16 protein-coding genes are annotated in these 20,866 nt (G+C 33.3%); 10 read left to right on the top strand and 6 right to left on the bottom strand.

Annotated features, from left to right (window positions below; all coding sequences use genetic code 11):
• The first annotated feature begins 1 nt into the window (after position 1).
• From SJY17_RS03185 to SJY17_RS03155, 7 genes are all read left to right on the top strand, one after another.
• Positions 2-283, top strand: a complete 282-nt coding sequence (locus SJY17_RS03185) for a hypothetical protein (protein WP_397364018.1) — start codon at positions 2-4, stop codon at positions 281-283.
• 124 nt (positions 284-407) lie between these two features.
• Entirely contained in the window at positions 408-653 is a 246-nt protein-coding gene (locus tag SJY17_RS03180) for an EndoU domain-containing protein (RefSeq protein WP_397364017.1), read from the top strand.
• A gap of 13 nt (positions 654-666) precedes the next feature.
• Positions 667-1,014: a hypothetical protein gene (locus SJY17_RS03175; protein ID WP_397364016.1), complete on the top strand. Its 348-nt coding sequence runs from the start codon at positions 667-669 to the stop codon at positions 1,012-1,014.
• 256 nt (positions 1,015-1,270) lie between these two features.
• A complete protein-coding gene (locus SJY17_RS03170) occupies positions 1,271-1,507 on the top strand; it encodes a bacteriocin immunity protein (RefSeq protein ID WP_397364015.1) in 237 nt (78 codons plus the stop codon).
• A gap of 225 nt (positions 1,508-1,732) precedes the next feature.
• Positions 1,733-2,257, top strand: a complete 525-nt coding sequence (locus SJY17_RS03165; protein ID WP_397364014.1) for a hypothetical protein — start codon at positions 1,733-1,735, stop codon at positions 2,255-2,257.
• Positions 2,258-2,366: 109 nt separating this feature from the next.
• Complete coding sequence (locus tag SJY17_RS03160) at positions 2,367-2,747, top strand: hypothetical protein (protein ID WP_397364013.1); 381 nt, start codon at positions 2,367-2,369, stop codon at positions 2,745-2,747.
• A gap of 95 nt (positions 2,748-2,842) precedes the next feature.
• Positions 2,843-3,433 (top strand): hypothetical protein, encoded by a 591-nt coding sequence (locus SJY17_RS03155; RefSeq protein WP_397364012.1) that lies wholly within the window; start codon positions 2,843-2,845, stop codon positions 3,431-3,433.
• Here the strand turns inward: SJY17_RS03155 and dinB are convergent.
• Positions 3,430-4,533 (bottom strand): DNA polymerase IV, encoded by a 1,104-nt coding sequence (gene dinB / locus SJY17_RS03150; protein ID WP_397364011.1) that lies wholly within the window; start codon positions 4,531-4,533, stop codon positions 3,430-3,432. The two genes, SJY17_RS03155 and dinB, sit on opposite strands and share 4 nt — an antisense overlap.
• A gap of 106 nt (positions 4,534-4,639) precedes the next feature.
• On the opposite strand from dinB, the gene SJY17_RS03145 reads away from it, so the two are divergent.
• Entirely contained in the window at positions 4,640-5,113 is a 474-nt protein-coding gene (locus tag SJY17_RS03145) for a CYTH domain-containing protein (protein ID WP_397364010.1), read from the top strand.
• A gap of 5 nt (positions 5,114-5,118) precedes the next feature.
• A complete protein-coding gene (locus SJY17_RS03140) occupies positions 5,119-5,610 on the top strand; it encodes a YciI family protein (RefSeq protein ID WP_397364009.1) in 492 nt (163 codons plus the stop codon).
• Between the two features lie 72 nt (positions 5,611-5,682).
• Here the strand turns inward: SJY17_RS03140 and SJY17_RS03135 are convergent, their stop codons facing one another.
• From SJY17_RS03135 to pbpC, 4 genes are all read right to left on the bottom strand, one after another.
• A complete protein-coding gene (locus SJY17_RS03135; RefSeq protein WP_397364008.1) occupies positions 5,683-7,599 on the bottom strand; it encodes an OmpA family protein in 1,917 nt (638 codons plus the stop codon).
• A gap of 20 nt (positions 7,600-7,619) precedes the next feature.
• Positions 7,620-8,525, bottom strand: coding sequence for a type IX secretion system membrane protein PorP/SprF (locus tag SJY17_RS03130; protein WP_397364006.1), 906 nt, complete (start codon positions 8,523-8,525; stop codon positions 7,620-7,622).
• 28 nt (positions 8,526-8,553) lie between these two features.
• Entirely contained in the window at positions 8,554-15,087 is a 6,534-nt protein-coding gene (locus tag SJY17_RS03125; RefSeq protein WP_397364005.1) for a choice-of-anchor L domain-containing protein, read from the bottom strand.
• A 173-nt stretch (positions 15,088-15,260) separates the two neighbouring features.
• A complete protein-coding gene (gene pbpC, locus SJY17_RS03120; RefSeq protein WP_397364003.1) occupies positions 15,261-17,612 on the bottom strand; it encodes a penicillin-binding protein 1C in 2,352 nt (783 codons plus the stop codon).
• An 87-nt stretch (positions 17,613-17,699) separates the two neighbouring features.
• Here pbpC and SJY17_RS03115 point away from each other — a divergent pair, with 87 nt between their 5' ends.
• Entirely contained in the window at positions 17,700-20,339 is a 2,640-nt protein-coding gene (locus SJY17_RS03115) for a T9SS type B sorting domain-containing protein (RefSeq protein ID WP_397364002.1), read from the top strand.
• A 43-nt stretch (positions 20,340-20,382) separates the two neighbouring features.
• Here the strand turns inward: SJY17_RS03115 and SJY17_RS03110 are convergent, their stop codons facing one another.
• The gene (locus SJY17_RS03110) at positions 20,383-20,859 is read right to left on the bottom strand and encodes a hypothetical protein (RefSeq protein WP_397364001.1); all 477 of its coding nucleotides are present in this window, start codon (positions 20,857-20,859) and stop codon (positions 20,383-20,385) included.
• Between the last annotated feature and the right edge of the window lie 7 nt (positions 20,860-20,866).

Here is a 20,866-nt window from a genome sequence, read left to right as displayed (position 1 = left end):
AATGGAAAATAAAAAACAAAAAATAAAAAAACTAATTAAAAGAAATGAAGAATTAAAACCCATAGTTTTTGTTAGTTTTAAAACAGATAAAGAATTAGATTTATATAGAAAAAAAATTCACAAAGAAAGAGTTGAATATTTTAATAATCAAAAACAAATTCAACAATTAGAATGGGATTTAATGACACCTGAAGAGCAAGCAAAAGAAAAGAAAAGAGACAGGTTTTTAGAGCTTAAAGCAAAAGGAGAGCCTTTTGATTTATCAGAATTTGAAGATTTATAAAAAGGAACCCGATAGCGCTCGTCTGTGACGAGTGACGTTAAAGGTTGGAAAATAACAAAAGCTACAGTTTAATTATTGTAGCTTTTGTATTTTACAGGAGTATTTAGCTAAATTACGTATTGTTGTGTGCACTCGTCACAGACGAGCGCCAGCAAGGGAATTAAAGGATTGGAGCAGGTTTAAAACATCAACTTTTTTTCCAAAGCAATGGTCAAAACAAAAAATAGCTAAAGTTATTGAAGAAGCTAGTATGAACATTTATTTTAAAGATGGAAATTTGTATAGAGGAATTACTAAAAGTGGAATAAAAATTGAAATGCGTATTAATCAAGCTAATAAAGAAATAAATACAGCTTATATAATATTTTAAATTTAAAATCAATATGAAGAAAATAGAATTTATGACTTTGCCAAAATATGGAGACAAAGTCGTCAAAACAATAGATGAAAACTATATCTTACTAAGTTATTATTTATCAGACAGAAGAGATATAAAATCAATAGATATAGCTCTTGAAGATTTGCTCCTTATAAAAAACGAGGAGAAAACTTTCGAAGAAATTTGGGAAAACGAAATTGTACCAATAAGTGTAAGTGCAGGAGAGTTTGAATGCGATAAAGACACTGCTTATTTTATAAGTGATAACCCAGATGCAGAGCCAAGCATTGAGATGCCATTACAAGAATTAATAGACTTACTCGAAGAATGGAAAGCATTTTTAAGTAGTTAAACAAAAAACCATTAGTACGGAATTGCAATCCGTATTAATAAGAATGTGCATTAAAAGAGTATCTAAATTAGGTACTCTTTTATAATTTTAAAAAAATTTAAATTGTAATTTCAATTAGTTTAGTTTTGGTTTCACGGATTGCAAATCCACGCTATCGGATGGATAATTTGTATATTGTAACACCAAGATTTCACAAAGAAATTTTAGCACCAGAGTATCATTATGGTTATGGGTATCAAAAATAAATTTTATTATTATGACTAGATTAGAATTAATTAAACTTGGAGAAAAAATTGTTAGCGGTAATGAATCGGAAGAACAATTAAATGAGTTGATGGATTTATTTGGTAAACATGTTCCTCATCCAAGTGGAGCAGGATTGTTTTATTATCCAGAAAATTATAATGCTAGAAAAGATGATATTTCAAAATACAATCCTACAGTTGAAGATGTTGTAGATAAAGCATTGGCGTACAAACCTATTCAGCTATAATATTTATAAAAGAGTCGTCAAATATTAAATGACGACTCTTTTTATTTAAAACTCAAATCGCAACTGCACACTCACCTCCTTATCTTTTTCAACTTTTTTTGGTTTCACCTGCTAGCGCTCGTCTGTGACGAGTGACGGTAAAGGTTAGCAACCCAACAAAGGCTACAATTTAATTATTGTGGCTTTTGTATTTTAGAGAAGTACTTAACTAAATTACGTATTGTTGTGCGCACTCGTCACAGACGAGCGCCAGCAAGGGTAGATGAAATAAAATTATCCGTAAAAGAACAATATGTTAGATTAAGGAAGACTAAACGTTATAAAGAAATTCATAATAATTGGAAAGATTTAGGAAATAATAGTAAACCATATAGGGACCATGAAATAAAATCATTCGTCGATTATGAAAAGAAAATGGCTGCTAAATTGAGAGCTTCAAAAGAAGGAGAAGCAGGAGACGCTATTATCGCTATAGGACCAGATAAAGGAATGAGTATTGATGCAGTTAGTGTTAGTCGTGATGCTATTACTAGAGCTAATAAGGCAAGACTTCCCGAAAAGCGTTTTTTACCATCTTTTAAAAATTCAATAAGGAAACATTTTAATAAAATTGATAGAGATGGCTTAGATTTTGTAGTGATAGATTTTTCAAATATTGACGAGTTTGATAAAATCAAAATTATAGAATATATTAATACTGAATTTAAAGCTTATATAAAACAAGGACGATTAATAAAATTAAACGAATAAAACGATGACAACAAGTTATATAGAATACATAGAAGATAAAGGATTTTGGATAAAAAACTATTTTATTGAGACTACTTTAGAGTATATCTGCCAAGTGATTAAGAGCAATATGGATGGGAAGCCAGAATGGCTAAAAGAACATTATGAAATACTTGATAATAATAGACTAGGATTTTCGCCAGGAATGATAGATTTGGCAATCGATTCATATTTGAATACTCAAGAAAGGAAAAATTATTTTACCGAAATACTTGAAAAAGCAAAAAACATTGTTAATAGTAAAGGAGATGAAATACCAGTTGATGAATTAAAAGGTTATGATGACAAAAAAAATGAAGAGCTAAGGTACAGAGTGATAACTCCTCTTAAATCTAACAAAATCATTCAAATATTAGACGAACTAATTAAAATGATAAATGAAGGAGAAAGTTATAATGGAGAGCATCACAGACCTTATTTTAAATTTCAAGATGATGAAAACATTTTATAAATAGGATTAAACAATAACAAATAGCACTCATTATTTGTTAAACATTGGTAAAAACCAGTTACTTTTAAGTGACTGGTTTTTTATATATTTAAAAAATGAGAAAACTACTTTTTGTAATGCTATTTACTATTAGCTTAAATGCTCAAAACGCAGAAGATAAAGTGTCTTTAATGACCAATATTATGTGCGATTGTGTTGAAAATTATGGTGATGAAATAAATGAAAAGAAATTTGAAAGATGTTTAAAAAAACTTTTTAGAAAAAATAAAAAAGATTTAGACACTATAGTTAATGCAACATTTAAACATGATACAATTTTACCAAAAGCATTTGTTGCTATTAAGGCTGTAACCATGCTTTCAGAATCATTAGTTGATAACTGTTCAGCTTACACTTCTTTTTATGAAAAATTACAAAGAGATAATCTTATCTCGGAAATTTCAGATCAAGTTTGTGATATACTAAAAAGTAATGAGTATGAGAATATTGAAAGCAATATATTTGACCTATCAGATGACATATTTACTATTACGATGGAAAAAAAGGACGTATTAAGAGAAGTGTTAAAAGGTTTTACAAGTAAAGAAGATAAGTACAGAGAAATTCAAGATTTACAGATTGAAGTTAGAAAATCTTTATCTAAAAAGTGTAGAATTTACAAAAAAATAAAGAGAAAATTAGATTAAAACCCAAAACTCAACTGCACACTAACTTCTTTTTCCTTTTTAATTGTTTTAGATTTCTTTTCAGTATTTAGATTAGATAAAGAAATACCTAATAACCGTACAGAATTACTCATCTTTTCTTGATATAATAAGTCTTTTGCAGTGTCTAAAATAACAGCTTTGTCAGCCACAAAATAAGGTAAAGTTTTGCTACGTGTTTGTAAAGTAAAATCGCTATATTTTATTTTAAGCGTTACCGTTTTTCCTGCAACTTTACTTCTGTTTAAACGTTTAGCGACCTCTTCTGCAATATGATTTAACTTTTCAAGCATAAAAATCTCAGAAGATAAATTTTCATTAAACGTACGCTCTGCAGCTAAGCTTTTTCTGGTTCTGTTAGGCTTAACTTCGCTATTATGGATGCCTCTAACAATGTAATAATAAGATTTTCCAGATTTCCCAAAATGCTGTTCTAAAAACTCAGCAGATTTTGATTTTAAATCTTTACCAGTATAAATCCCTTTTTGGTACATTTTTTCGGCAGTGACTTTACCAATTCCATAAAACTTTCTAATATCTAAAGCTTCTAAAAAATCTAAAACTTCTTCTGGATTAACTACTTTTTGACCATTAGGCTTGTTATAATCACTGGCTATTTTAGCGACAAATTTATTAATACTAATACCTGCAGATGCTGTTAATCCTACTTCATCTAAAATACGCTGTCTTATTTCTTCTGCAATAAGTGATGCGCTTGGATTTCCTTTTTTATTCTCTGTTACATCCAAATAGGCTTCGTCTAAAGATAAAGGCTCTACCAAATCTGTATAATCGTAAAAAATTTTTCTAATTTTTTTAGAAATCTCTTGATAACGATCAAAACGTGGACGTACAAAAATAAGTTCTGGACACAAACGTCTAGCTTTTACACCACTAATAGCACTTCTTACTCCAAATTTTCTAGCCTCATAGCTTGCAGCACTTACCACACCACGTGTTCCGCTTCCTCCAACTGCTAACGGTTTTCCTATAAGATCAGGATTATCCATTTGCTCTACAGACGCATAATAGGCATCCATATCCACATGAATAATTTTTCTTATTGGTAAATCGTTTTGCATCTTGTAAATTTACTAATTCCTGCGTAGGCAGGAATCTTTTAAATGAACAAATAGAATTATGTTTGTAAACCAATAATAATGATATTACCACTTTCGTGGAAACACTATGATAGAAATAGAACGCAAATTTTTAGTTACTTCTAATGCTTTTAAAACCGAAGCTTTTAAGCAAACTAGAATTGTACAAGGTTTTTTAAGCACCAATAAAAAACGAACTGTAAGAGTGCGTTTAAAAGGAGAACAAGGTTATTTAACTATAAAAGGACAATCCTCTAAAAATGGATTATCACGTTTTGAATGGGAAAAAGAAATACCAAAAGAAGAATCTAATCAACTTTTGAAATTGTGTAAAAAAGGGGTTATTGATAAAGTTAGATATGAAATTAAAATAGATAATCATACTTTTGAAGTGGATGAGTTTTTTGGTAACAATGAAGGTTTAATTATTGCTGAGGTTGAATTAATTTCTGAAAACGAAGCGTTTTCTAAACCCAATTGGTTAGGTAAAGAAGTTACAGGAGATATTAAATATTATAACTCTCAATTAAGTAAACATCCTTTTAAAAATTGGAAAAAATAATTAAGATGAAAAAATTAGTACTACTATTAATTGTTTTAGTTTTTGCATGTAAAAACGAAACAAAAATAATTGAAAAGCCTATTGAAGCTGTAAAAGCAAAAGCCAAACCAACCACAAAATTTATATTAGAAACTTTAAAATCTAAAGGTTTTAAAACCTTTGATTATGTTGACACAAAAACAAAAGATACTGTTATAATGCAACAGTATTTTATAGCTTTTTTAAAAAGTGGTCCTATCAGAAATCAAAATGAAGAAGAATCCACTTTACTTCAAGAACAGCATCTAGCTCATCTTGGTAAAATGTACGATTTAGGCTATGCTGATATTTCTGGACCTTTTGGAGACGATGGAGATATTAGAGGTATTACTATTTATAATGTACCTACTTTAAAAATGGCAGATAGTTTAGCAAATTCTGATCCTATGGTTAAATCTGGTCGTCTTCAAATAGAAGTACATCCATGGTGGGCAGCTAAAGGATTTAGCTTACGATAATAAAAAAGCCTTACTAAATCAGTAAGGCTTTTTTGTGGTTAAACTTTGGTTGTAAAAGTTTGTTATTTAATATTACTGTCTTTGTGGACCACCACTAGTAATAAAGAATTGACTTCTTCTGTTAAGTTGGTGATCTTCTTCACTACAAGGGTCACAGTTTATAGCTGGTTCTGTTTCTCCACGTCCTGAAGCGCTAATTCTATTAGCAGCAATACCTTTAGATATAATGTACTGTATTGTTGTCTGTGCACGTCTTTCTGATAATTTTTGGTTGTAATTATTTGACGCTCTAAAGTCTGTGTGTGATGTTGCTTGAATAACCATGTCTGGATACTTATTCATTACTTGTACTAAGTTATCTAACTCAAAAGCTGCACGTGCTGTTATGTTTGATTTATCATAATCAAAGTAGATTGGATTAAGTACTACACGTTCTTGTGGTACAACAATCTTCTCGATTGGTTTTAATTTAACCGTTACAGCTACTTCTTCTTCATTACTTCCTGCTACAGTTGCTTTGTTACTTTCATAACCTTCCATAGTGACTTGTAATTCTGTGTCTGTTTCACACTCTACAATATATTCTACCTGTCCATCTGCGTTTGCAGGTTTAGACGCTAATACGTTTCCGTTTGCATCTACTAAACTGGTTAATGCACCTACTAATGGAGTTCCTGTTTTTTCGTCTAAAACGGTTCCTACTATTAATACATCACATAAGGGTTGTAGTTTTTTTATAGCATAAATATCATCACTTCCTTGTCCTCCTTCTCTGTTTGAAGATACAAATCCTTCTCCTGTCTCTTCATTCATGTTAAATGCAAAGTCATCTCCATTACTGTTAATTGGGATACCTACGTTACGGATTGGTGCTATTTTACCATCTATCTCTTTTGTGTAAAACACATCCATTCCTCCTAGTCCTAAATGTCCTGTTGATGAGAAGTATAAGGTGTTGTTACTACTTATGTATGGAAACATCTCTTGTCCTTCTGTGTTTACTTTTTGACCCATGTTTACTGGTGTCCCAAGGTTTCCGTTGTTGTCTAATGATGCTTTGTAGATATCAAAGTTTCCAAAACCTCCTGGCATATCACTTGCAAAGTAAATGGTACGTCCATCTGCACTAATGGTTGGGTTTTTAATCGAGTAGTTTCTGCTGTTTAATGGCAAGGCTTCTACTTGTGAAAATCCTTCACTTCCTTTATTGGCTTTAAATAAGTGTAATACACTATATTTTGTGTTAGATAAACTGTCTTTTTCATAAATGTTTTCAAAGAAACTTTCTCTTGAAAAAAACATGGTTTTTCCATCTGGTGTAAAACTAGTAACACCTTCATGATATTTTGTGTTTATATCTTTATCTAAAAGTGTTTCACCTTGATAGGTTCCATCGTCTGCTAAAGTATACTCGTAAATATCTAAAAATGGTTCTTCGTTCCATCCGTAGTTTTTTCTACTTGCATTTCTAGACGAGGTAATGTATAATTTTCCGTCTTGAAGTGTTCCTCCAAAGTCTGCATTAGCACTATTAAGTGGTAAGCTTTGTACGTTAAACTTTTTTCCTTTGTCTAATATTTTTGATAAATATTCTGGATTGGCTTTGTATAATACTGCACGCTCATCTGCTGGACGCATAGATGCAAATTTATCCATCTGTACGTTAGAGACTGCATACTTCCCGTTTGCTTTTAGCATTTCTGAGTATTTCCAAAGCATTTCTGGTTCTGATGCTCCAGACTCTATTGCTTTTGCATACCATTTTTCTGCTTCGACTGTACTAAAAATATTGTAGTTTGCTTCTGCTATTTTAGAATAGATATAAGTATCTCCTTGTCCTTTATCAATAAGCTTATTATAGGCTGCTATAGCATCTACAAATTCAAATTTAGAAAATAGTTTATCTGCTTTTTTGGTCGCATTACTTTGAGCAAATACGCTAGTACTGCTTATTAATGTGGCTAGTATAAATAGTTGTATTTTTTTCATTGTCTTGGTTAGCTTATGGATTAGAAATAACGTGGTGAACGTGATACTTTTCTTGGTAAATTGATATCAAAATTGATAAATATCTCGTGTGATGAATTGGTCACTACATCTAATTGCGATTGGATGCTGTCATACGCATAACCTATTCTTAAATTTGGTGCAACTAAAAAGTTAATCATACCACTAAACGAATCGTCTAAACGGTAACCTGCTCCTACTTCTACAAAGTTGTACATAAATAGGTTTAAATTAACATCAAAACTAATAGGTGCATCAAATGCTACTTTAGCTAAAGCGTGTGGCTTTAACTTGAAGTTTTCTGATAGATCAAAAACATATCCTGCTGCTCCAAAAAAGTGCTGCGTTTCTGATCCTATCTTAAATCCATTGGCATCTAAGTGTACCGAGTTTAAAATATTTGGCATCGATGCTGAGATATAAAACTTATTAGGCTTATAAAAATATAATCCTGCTCCAATGTTTGGAGTGACTTCATTAATGTTTTGTGAGAAAAATGGATCACTAGGATCTATTAAATCTAATCCTACAAGTCCAATATCATGAAACGTTGCTCCTGCTTTTAAACCAAATGCTAATTTAGTACCTGTTCCTACTGGTAAGGTATAAGAGAAGTCTACATAAGCATTAGTCTCGCTTACTGGTCCTACGTCATCACTAATTAAAGAGAATCCTAAACCTACATTTTTTCCTACTGGAGAGTGGATGGCTAGAGTACCTGTGGTTGGTGCTCCTTCTAATCCTACCCATTGACTTCTGTATAATGCACCTATGGCAACACCATCAAAAGAACCTGCATAAGCTGGATTAACAACATTCATGTTATACATGTATTGCGTGTATTGTGGATCTTGTTGGGCTTGTACACCTATAAAAACTAGGAATACGATATATACTATTTTTTTCATCTGTTATTTTGTTGGTTTACTAGTTAGTTTATCTGTTTATATATACCCAAGCGGCTTTTGTTTTTGTTCCTTGATATTTCATAACGTAATAGTAGGTTCCTACTGGTAGCATATCGCCATCATTAGATTGTCCTCCCCATTCCATTGAGTAGTTTTCTTTTGAATAGACTAAACGACCATTACGGTTATAGATTTCTAAGGTTTGTACGTCATAACTACTTAAATCAAAGTTGTCATTAATACCATCTCCATTTGGTGATATACCTTGTGGAATAACACAAGTCTCTAACTCGTCAACAAACACATCTGTTGTACTTGCACAGCCTGTATCATTAAAGGTAACTTCTATACTATAGGTTCCTTGTGTTAATACGGTTGGTAAGTCTAAACTTGTTTGTCCTGGCACTTCTACACCTTCATTATACCACTTAATACTAACTTCACTTTCTGTATAGTTTACAGCCTCTGCTGTTACTATAATTGGTACTGTGGCGTTTGGACATACCTCGTAAACAATATCTGTTGGGAAGGTCGTCTCTGGTGTAATTCCAAAATATAAATCAAACATTGACGTTTCAAAACAACCTGTTGTCATGTTTTCTGCTCTAACATAAATGGTTGTCGCACCTGACATATAGTTTACTGGATCTGCAATAGCTCCTGTACTAGATTCTGCATCTGCTAAATCTAAATAGTAAGTAAATGCTAAATCTGTTTGCCCATTGGCTAATAACATCTCATTTGTGGTTAAATCATAATCCGCAATACCATCATCATCATTATCACAGCCTAAAATGTCGTCTGGTGTACCTAATACTGGTTTAGGAGCTAACTCTAAAAGGAAACTATTTGTTTTAAAGCATCCTGTTATTGTACTCTCAACTCTAAAATAAATAGTTGTTGCTCCAGCAGATGTATATGCTGTTGGTGTAGCAATTGGATTTGTACCATCTAATGCATCCTGTTCTGTTTCATAATAAATAACAATAACATCGGTTTGTGTTCCGATAATATTTGCTTCATTTTCAGTAAGATCAAATATGGCTATTCCACTATTGTCTGTATCACAAGCAAGAATTGTTGTTTGTGGATCTGCTTCAGGATTATCAAAGAATTCTACTAAAACATCATCAGAGTAGAAACAAGCTGAAGACGTTCCTGTAAATACAATATCAACTTGATATGTACCAGTTTCTGTTACGGTTAAAGTTGGTCCATTTTCACCAAGAATAGGCTCAGTAATTCCATTAGCTACGTTGTACCAAGTTATTGTTGTTCCTGTTGGTTGTGGAACACCAATATCTAATAATACAGAGTCACCTTCACAAGTTGCTAATCCACTATCTAATAAGATGTCGTCTCCTAAGTCAATTTCACCTATATCAAAACTACTAGACTCAAGGAAAACAGCAGAATCAAATGCTGTATCTCCATCATCAGCAACTACTAATTTAATGTGATATGCATTATTAGGAATTACAACTGCATTTGCTGTTAATGGTACTGTACGACCTCTAAAATCAATTGGACTTGTTATAGGGTTTGATCCAACACCATTAGGATAATCAAATATATCCGAATAAAAATCAAATAATTGAGGGTTAGAAGATGGGCAGTTAGCATTATATTGGTCATCTCTAATAGTAAAGACAGATACAGGATCAGTAGTTCCTGGAACTAATGCTACATTGACCGTTACTCCTGTACTTATATCTGTTAGTAAAAATGCAAATGCATCTGAAAAACCACATTGAAATGTTCCATACTCTTCAGCAGCAAAAATAAAGTTAAAAGATAATTGGTCTATTAATGGGGTAAAATCAAATTCAATAATTGAAGCATTATTTGTAGTTCCTTGATTTATAACAGCTTCTAAATCTGCATCTCCAGGCCATCCAAATCCACCACCACTTTGTGTACCAGTTTCTGGTCCTGGTGCTTCTAATACATTTCCTGTTGTCATTACAATACCACTTTGGAAAGGGAAATTTGATCCATTAGCTTCAAAATATCCAATACCATTATCAGTCCCAAAATCGGTTCCTGTAGACCAAGTAACATTACTTACTATAGCACACGGAGAGTTTACTAATACATCTGTTACTAGTTCTGGTACTGTATATTGTGTGTCGTTTACAATAATTGGAGGTGGAATTGTAAATACACATAAATCAAAACTTACATCTTGGAATGCAATATCTGCATCAGTGAATATTCTTATATAATATGTGTTTCCAACTATTAGTCCATTTGCAATACTATTATTACCAATTTCACAATAAACATTAGTTAGGTTATTACAATCTGTACCTTCATACAATCCATGATTTAGGTTTGCTGTATCTCCAAGTATATTACTTATGTCAATACCATGATCTGTTGCGATTGCTGTAAATTGAAACCATACATCATCATTTGCTGTTCCAGGACAAACATTTGTTTGTGCAGAAGTAGTTGCACCATATAAAGATGCACTTGTAATGTTAGTACAATTCTCATCTGCATTTGGAGTTACAATTATTGCATCAGTACATTCGTCATTTACTGGTGGACAGACTGGCACATTCAATGTGCTACTAGTAACAATACAATTAATATCATCAGCATTTGCAACAGTTATAATAACGTTTGTGTCAAGAGCATATGGACCCATTTGTACTATGCCTACAGCTGTAGCTGTTTGCATTGTACTTCCTTGATTATCTGTTACATTTAAAGTCATAGCATCACCAATATCTGTAATGTCTACATCTATATAAAATTGATTATTTCCATTATCACAATCACTTACTGTTACAAAATCTACAACTTGATTTATACATGTAGCACAATTTACTGTAACATTTATAGATGTAAACCCACTTCCTGGACAATCTATACTTCCATCAGATTGTACTTCAAAAGAGATGGTTCCTCCTGTAGATTGGTAGGTTATGCCTGAAATATCACCACCATTTCCATATGGAGTAGCAGCATTTAAATCCGTAACACCATCTGAATCTAGAACTACTAATTCGTCAAAGTTCTGTTCTACTTGACCAGCATTAAATGTAATATTAAGTGGTGTTCCATCTGTTGATGAAAATGTAAATACGTTAGTGTCGTTATTTTGATAGCAATAGCTTATTGTTTGTGGTCCATCAACTGCGCAATCTAATGCAAAGTTAAATTGGATAAGTGTTGAGAAGTTAAATGGCCCAGCCCATACACTAGTATCTGCTCCGCAAATTGCTTGTACATATACTTCATAATCTGTTGCTGGGTTTAATCCAGTTTCAGATACTGTTGTTGCACTAACTGTTGTTCCTGAAGTTGGTGTTCCTGTTCCAGCTGGTTGTATTACATAATTCCATTGTGTTTCTGGTTCACTTGGTGTCCAAGAAATATCTGCGGATGTTTCTGTTATACTTGTTGCTGTTATATTTGATGGTGCAATACAAAAAGACCCACATGTTTCAACACGCATTTGGTCGATAGACATATCACCTTCAAACCCACTTCCTTCACCACCATAACTAAACTCTACATAAATAACTTGTCCTAAATAAGCATCTAAATTAACACCTACAGGTACCCATGCTTCATCTGCAGTAGATTGATAATCTCCTGTCCAAGTATATTCTGTTGTAAATGGTCCTGTTGCAGAAGTACTAACTCCTACATTTAAGGTTCCTATATTAGCTCCAAAAGCATGCATCCAGAATGATAATTCTGCACCATCTAAAGCTGGAGTTAAATCTATCGCTGGAGAGATTGCAGATGCAATATTTGTTGAGTTTCCTGATGCCTCATATTCTAAATGCATTCCAGGGTTTGTATCCCAAGTGACGTTTGGTCCTGTACCACCAGAGTTACCGTTTTCTGCAGTGATATCCCAATTTCCATTAGAACCATCAAAACCGGTTCCTGTCCATCCTGCTGGGTCTGTATTAGTATCTGTTCCAAAATCTTCTGTAAATATAAATGTTGAACCTACACTTGCACAAGTAACTCCCACTGGTGCTGGTGGTGGTGTGTTAAGTGTTGTAAAGTTTACTGGTCCTGCCCACACACTCATTCCATTACCACAATCGGCTAGAACGTATACCTCGTAAGCAGTAGTAGCTGTTAAGCTCATTGCTGTGTAAGGGTTGGTTGTAATTGCAGTTCCTGCACCTGTTGGCACTCCTGTTCCTGCTGGTTGTATTACAATTTCCCAAGCTGTTTCTGCATTATTAGCAGTCCAAGAAACATTAGCTGTTGTATCTGTTATAGCATCTACTATTATATTTGATGGTGCAACACAAAAATTACCACAAGTCTCTACACGTACTTGATCAATAGACATATCACCTTCAAATCCACTTCCTTCTCCACCATAGCTAAATTCTACATAAATAACTTGTCCTAAATAGGCGTCTAAGTTAATTCCTATTGGTACCCAAGCTTCATCTGCTGTTGTTTGATAGTCTCCTATCCAAGTATATTCTGGAGTAAATGGTCCTGTTTGAGAGGTACTAATACCTACATTTAAAGTTCCCATATTAGCTCCAAAAGCATGCATCCAAAATGATAATTCTGCACCATCTACTGCAGTAGATAAATCTATTGCTGGAGAGATTGCAGATGCAATTGCTGTAGAGTTACCTGAAGCTTCATACTCTAGGTGCATTCCTGGGTTTGTATCCCAAGTAACGTTTGGTCCTGTACCACCAGAGTTTCCGTTTTCTGCTGTAATATCCCAATTTCCATTAGAACCATCAAAACCAGTTCCTGTCCATCCTGCTGGATCAGTGTTAGTATCTGTTCCAAAATCTTCTGTAAATAAAAAGGTTGATGCACCACTTGCACATGTTACACCTACTGGTGCTGGTGGTGGTGTATTTAGTGTTGTAAAGTTTACTGGTCCTGCCCACACACTCATTCCATTACCACAATCTGCAAGGATATATACTTCATATACTGTACTAGATGTTAAACCCATTGCTGGATATGGGTTAGTTGTAATAGCTGTTCCTGCACCTGTTGGCACACCAGTTCCATCTGGTTGTACTACTATCTCCCAAGCTGTTTCTGCATTATTTGCAGTCCAAGAAATATTAGCTGTTGTATCTGTAATAGTATCTACTATTATTCCTGTTGGTGCTACACAAAAATTACCACAAGTTTCAACACGCATTTGGTCGATAGACATATCACCTTCAAATCCACTTCCTTCACCACCATAACTAAACTCTATATAAATAACTTGTCCTAAATAAGCATCTAAATTGATTCCTATTGGTACCCAAGCTTCATCTGCTGTAGTTTGGTAGTCTCCTATCCAAGTGTATTCTGGAGTAAATGGCCCTGTTTGAGAGGTACTAACACCTACATTTAATGTTCCCATGTTGTCTCCAAAAGCATGCATCCAGAATGATAATTCTGCAGCATCTACAGCTGTTGATAAATCTATTGCTGGAGAGATTGCAGATGCAATGGTTGTTGAGTTTCCTGATGCTTCATATTCTAAATGCATTCCTGGGTTTGTATCCCAAGTAACATTTGGTCCTGTACCACCAGAGTTTCCGTTTTCTGCAGTGATGTCCCAATTTCCGTTTGAACCATCAAAACCAGTTCCTGTCCATCCTGCTGGATTGGTATTGGTATCTGTTCCAAAATCTTCTGTAAATAAAAAGGTTGATGCACCACTTGCACATGTTACACCTACTGGTGCTGGTGGTGGTGTATTAAAAGTACTAAAGTTTATAGGTCCTATCCAATTACTAAATCCATCTGTATTACAGTCAGCTCTAACATAAACTTCATAAGCTGTACTTGGTGTTAATCCTGTTGCTGGATAAGGTGCATTTAAAGTAGTAGCTACACCATCTGTTGTTGGTGTTCCTGTTCCTGCAGGTTGTACCCAGATTTGCCAAGCTGTTTCTGATCCACCTATGTTCCATGTAATATCTGCTGTACTATCTCCTGTTGTAACAGCAGCTAGTCCTGTAATATCTGGACAAGTTGGAGGTGCTTGAGAAGTTACTGTTGGAGAATTCATACAAAATCCCCATCCCCAGATTCCGCCATCATCGTAAAAAAGGCGGTATTTAAATCCTGATAATTGGGTTGCTGTAAAACCAGCAATATTTAATTGCTCTGATGTATAAGCTTCTGTAGTTCCAGTACAAAAATTATCTAATGGAGGAGTTGCAGTATCTGCTTGTATTGGTGCTCCCCAAGGATTCCATGTACCAGCATCTGCATCCCAATATTCTGCTCCAATGCTATCCGCTCCAATCCAATTAAATACATAATCAAAATCTACAAATAACCATGTTTCTCCTGCTGTTGATGCTGCAGTCAAATCAATAGCTGGTGATTCTGCTTGAATGGCATCTGTATTACCATTTCCAGAATCATCATCATCAAATGAAAAATTTGCTGTTAAGGTTGGATCTGCTTCAAATGCAGCTGGATCTGTATTATATGTTCCTGTGACTAACCAATTGGTGTTTGGCCAGTTTGCTGGCTCATTGATTACTTGAGCTTGAATAATGATACTAAATAATAGTAAAATTATTAATGTAGTTTTTTTCATCGGTATGAAATTGATTTGTTAGTTTAATTTTTAAGAAAAATCTTAGTTTAGTCATTTTAAAGGTATACTATTAAATAGACTATTTTATGACAGATAGATGTAATGCCTTTTTTTTCGATGAAATGATAATTTTTTGTTAAAAAAATGTGGTTATAAGCGTAGTCTTAGAGTATTTATAAAGAAATTCTCACTTTTCTCTTTATTTCATTACCAAATTCGTCAACTACCACCACTAAATGTTCTCCAATTTCAGGGATTATTGCGATATTATGAATATCTGTTGTCTGACCTAAGTAAGTTTTATCCAAATACCAAAAAAGAGTGCTGTTTTTTTTGGAATGCGCAACTTTTAAAACCAATTCGTTTACTTTTTCATCAAAATCTTTTGGAAGAAATATAGTACTAGATTCTTTAGGATAAATAAATTGCATAGCAACTTCGTTTTCTCCTAAACAATCCGATCTATATGGAGGAAGCGATTTATAGAATGGATTTTTTTTCTTGTAGTAATATTCCATTAATGGAGGTAAAACAAACCATGATTGGTGATTTATTTGATTTAAATCCTCACATGAAGAATTAACTTGATAGGTGTAATTTGCGTCCAAGTGAATCCATTTATGATAAGGGCAGGGCTTAGTTTTTAAACCACTTTGCTGTACGTATTGTAATTGTTTATCGTCGCAATTTGCAGAAGCTCTGTAACCACTTTTTACACAGATTTCAATGCTTTGCATTTCATCAAATGGTTTTTTAAACCATTGGCTTTTAGGTAATAAATTAAATACATCAAATAAAATAGGCGCAGCTGCTTGAACACCAACTAAACCAGGTCGTCCTTCTCCATCTGCATTACCAACCCAAACACCAACTACATAATCTTTTGTAGTACCAATTGCCCAAGCATCTCTAAAACCATAACTGGTTCCTGTTTTCCAAGCAATTTGTTTTGAATCGTCAAAAAACTCCCAATTATCATCACCTTCAGGACGATTAACTTCTTTTAAACTTTCATAAGTTAGATATATTGAAGCAGCATCAAAAACTGTTTTTTCTGAGGATTTTTTTCCGAAGTTAATGTTATCAGTATCAAAAAAAGTAGGTTCACAAAATTCATTTGAAAAATATTCAGATGATGTTTCATTGAAATGATTAATTGTAGAGGAAAAAGCAGCATAGCTTTTACAAAGATCCCATAAATTACTTTCCGCTCCACCTAAAATTAATGATAAACCATAATGATTGGCATTATACTTAATGTCTTTTAAATTTAAAGCTTTTAAATAATGATGAAACCTATCTAATCCAAACTCTTGCAGCATTCTAACTGAAGGTACATTTAAGGATCTGGATAACGCACGTTTTGCAGGTACAGCTCCATCAAATTCTTTGTTAAAATTTTCTGGTGCATAATTGCCAAACTGTGATGGTACATCTGCAACTAATGTGTTTGGTAAAAGATCTCCAGCATCTAACATTGCAGCATACAAAAAAGGTTTTAAAATACTACCTGTACTTCTGGGTTTGTTAATTATATCAACACTATTTTGATGTGTTTTATCTGTTGGAGCATTACCTACATAGGTTAATACTTTTCTGGTTTTTACATCTAAAATTAATACCGAAATATTATAAATTTCATTTTGCTTTAAACTATTATAATGATTAAAAACTATTGTATTGGTTTGTTCCTGAAGACGCTTATCAATGGTTGTTTTTATGCGTTCACCTTTATTAGTTTTGGATATATTTTGTAATAAGTGTGGTGCTATTTGAGGTAAAGCATAAGGTTTTTGAGGTAATCCTTCAGCAATAGATAAATTATAAGTCAGTGAATCTATCGTTTTGTTTTCTAATAATTTATGGAGTAATCTGTTTCGCTTTGCGAGCAATCTCTCTTGATTTTTACCTGGATAAATTAAGCTTGGTGCATTTGGTAAAACCGCTAAAGTTGCACTTTCTGCCCAAGATAAGTTATGAGCATCTCTATTAAAATATCGCCATGAGGCAGCATCAATTCCAACAACGTTTCCGCCAAAAGGTGCATGACTAGCATAAAGTGATAGTATTTTTTCTTTACTATATCTAAACTCTAATCGTGTAGCAAGAATAACTTCTTTTAATTTTTCAAAATAGGTTCTAGATTGTCCTTTTCTAGATAATCTAATAACTTGTTGGGTTAAGGTACTTCCACCACGTTTGACTTCACCTGAACTAATATTTTCTTTTAATGCTTTAAAAATGGAGACAGGATTAAATCCTGGATGCTTGTAAAAGTATTCGTCTTCAAAAGCAATTATACAGGTTTTAAACTTTTCTGGAATACTATCGTTTTCTGGAAATCTCCATTGACCATCTTTTGCAATTTGAGCTCCTAATAATTGATTATTGCTACTTGTAATTACAGTTGCAGTTGGATCTTTAAAAAGTTGCTTAGGTAAACAAAAAAAATAGGCAACCAATAGTACAAGTAGTACTACAGATTTTTTTTTATTTCTTTTAATACGGTTAATTAGCCCATACATAAACTATACAACAGAGTTTTAGTAGCTTTTAGAATTGTGAATTTAAATAAATACACTTATACTTGATAAGCAACTTAATTATTTAACGTGAAAAAGTACTTACATTTTCTTAATTTAATCATAATCTTTTGTGCTTTTTTCAGCCCGAAGATAGCAAATGCTCAATTAGGATTTTGTAATGGTAATTCTGGAGCTCCAATTTTTACAGAAACTTTTGGAACAGGGACAGTAAATAGTACTTTACCAGCAGGAACAACTACTTATTCGTATTCAAACGGGTTCCCGAATGATGGGTTTTATTCTGTTATGAATGATACTTTTGGTAATTCCTTTGGTTGGCATCAAATACAAGATCATACAGTTGGAGATACAAACGGAAAGACTCTAGTAGTTAACGCTAGTTTTTCTGCTGGAGAGTTTTACAGAACAACTGTTTCTGGTTTATGTGAAAATACAACTTACGAGTTTTCTGCATGGTTGATGAATTTAGTCATTGCTGGTGGTTATTGTTCTACACAACCTTCAGGTACAATACCAATTAATGTGCGTTTTGAAATTTGGGATACTACAGACACCAATTTATTAGCTTCCGGAAATACAGGGAATATTACAGAAACAGCTACACCTAATTGGCAAGAATACGGTCTTGTTTTTCAAACTCAACCAGCTCAAACATCAGTTATATTAAAAATGATAAATAATGGAGTTGGAGGTTGCGGAAATGATTTAGCAATTGATGATATAGAGTTTAAAAGTTGTGGTGACTTTATTTCTATAAGTGATACTGCAAGTGTGGACTTAGTAACGCTTTGTAGCAGCCAAACACCTTATGCAACAACCCTAATGGTGACACCAGATAACTCTGTTTTTAACACTTATTTTTATCAATGGGAAACAAGTTCAGACGGAATAACATGGACAGATATTCCTGGTGAAACTTCACAAAATGTAACATTAACAGGAATTATAGCTTCTGGTTTTTACAGAGCTAAAGTAGCAGAATCTGCAGTTAATTTAAGTAATACGTCTTGTAACGTAGCTTCAGAAATTTTTGAAGTCATAGTCAACCAATTACCAGCAGCTCCAACCATAGACTGTTGGGAAACCGCAACAGTAAATAGTGCAACTTGCTCTTGGGATGTTACAGGAACACAGCCAGTACAACCAACAGGATTACAGTGTTGGGAAACAACTACATTTAATAATGCAACTTGTGTTTGGGATATAACAGGGACACAACCATTACAACCAACAATAGACTGTTGGGAAACCGCAACATTTAATAACACGACTTGCGTTTGGGATGTTACAGGTACGCAACCAGTACAACCAACAGGATTACAGTGTTGGGAAACAACTACATTTAATAATGCAACTTGTGTTTGGGATATAACAGGGACACAACCATTACAACCAACAATAGACTGTTGGGAAACAGCAACATTTAATAACACGACTTGCGTTTGGGATGTTACAGGTACGCAACCAACACAACCAACTATAGAGTGTTGGGAAACCGCAACCTTTAACAATACTACATGTGTTTGGGATATCACAGGTACACAACCAGCACAACCTACAGGATTAGAGTGTTGGGAAACCACAACATTTAATACCACAACCTGTGTTTGGGATGTTACAGGTATGCAACCAACACAACCAACTATAGAGTGTTGGGAAACCACAACCTTTAACAATACTACCTGTGTTTGGGATGTCACAGGTACACAACCAGCACAACCTACAGGGTTACAGTGTTGGGAAACCGCAACATTTAATACCACAACCTGTGTTTGGGACGTTACAGGTATGCAACCAACACAACCAACTATAGAGTGTTGGGAAACCACAACCTTTAATAATACTACCTGTGTTTGGGATGTCACAGGTACACAACCAGTACAACCTACAGGATTAGACTGTTGGGAAACTACTACATTTAATAATACAACATGTGTTTGGGAAGTTTCTGGTACGCAACCAGTTGCACCAGCAGGATTAGAGTGTTGGGAAGTAGCAACCTTTAATAATACTACTTGTTTATGGGAAGTTTCTGGAGATCAACCTATTGATACTACAGAGGAAACACTTGTTTTTTGCGAAAACGAAACTCTTACTTTACAAGCAATTTCAAGTATTACAAACCCAACTTATCTTTGGAGTACAACCGAAACTACAGAGTTTATTACAGTTGATCAACCCGGAATTTATACAGTTGAAATAACCGATGGATGCTCTACTACAAATAGTACATTTAATGTCCAACAAGTTGAAAATCCTGTTATTGATACAATTCAATCTGTAGGAAATGCGATAATTGTTGAAACAAGTAATGTTGGAAATTTTGAATATTCTTTAAATGGAATAACGTTTCAGTCTTCCAATATTTTTGAAGACGTTGATGGTGGTCAGTATATTGTTTATGTTAGAAGTCTGGATTGTAATACTGAAGTAACTAGTTCTTTTATTCATTTTTATATTCCGCAATTTTTTACACCAAATGGCGATACTGTTAATGACACTTTTGATATTAAAGGATTGGAATATTATCAGTCTTCTGAAGTCTTTATTTTTGACCGCTTTGGTAAGCTTTTAAAAAGTGTAAAAAACGCACCATTGTCTTGGAATGGTACTTTTAATGGTAGTCCTTTACCAACATCAGATTATTGGTATGTTATTATTATTGATGGTCAACGTCGTGTTGGACATTTTAGTTTGAAGCGATAACAAATTCCTGCGAAATCATTAATGTTATTAGATTCTGTACTACTTATTTTGTAAATAATTTTTTTTGTTTTCTCTCTAAAATCCTTTTTTTAAAATTAGGATTTGATTCAATTTGTACAATAAACTCTGAGTCAAAACTACCAATAGTGATGTATTCAAAATCAACAAAAAAGAAATGTTTCATTTTGTTGTTTTTTAAGATTGCTTCTCGATTATTTTTTGGTAATCTTTCAATTTCAAATGTATCCGAAATTGGTTTTTCAAATTGATAAATATCTAATTGATTTGAATTTAGATTTAATATTTTTTTTAAGCCATCTAAATCTGTTTGTACATCCATTTCCATTAGGCGTACAGATAAATTATTCAGAGTAATTCCATCTTCATTTTTTAAATCAGTTTTCCACCATTTTACAACCTCATTTGGATTAAATTTATGAATAAAAATGGTATTTACTTCTTTATCAATAAGCTCCCAAATTTCTTGGTTATTGTTTATTTCAAATGTAATTTGTTTCATTTTTCAA

The sequence above is a fragment of the Olleya sp. R77988 genome (assembly GCF_044594215.1).
In the GTDB taxonomy this organism is placed as follows: Bacteria; Bacteroidota; Bacteroidia; order Flavobacteriales; family Flavobacteriaceae; genus Olleya.
This window is presented reverse-complemented; position numbering and strand designations above follow the sequence as displayed.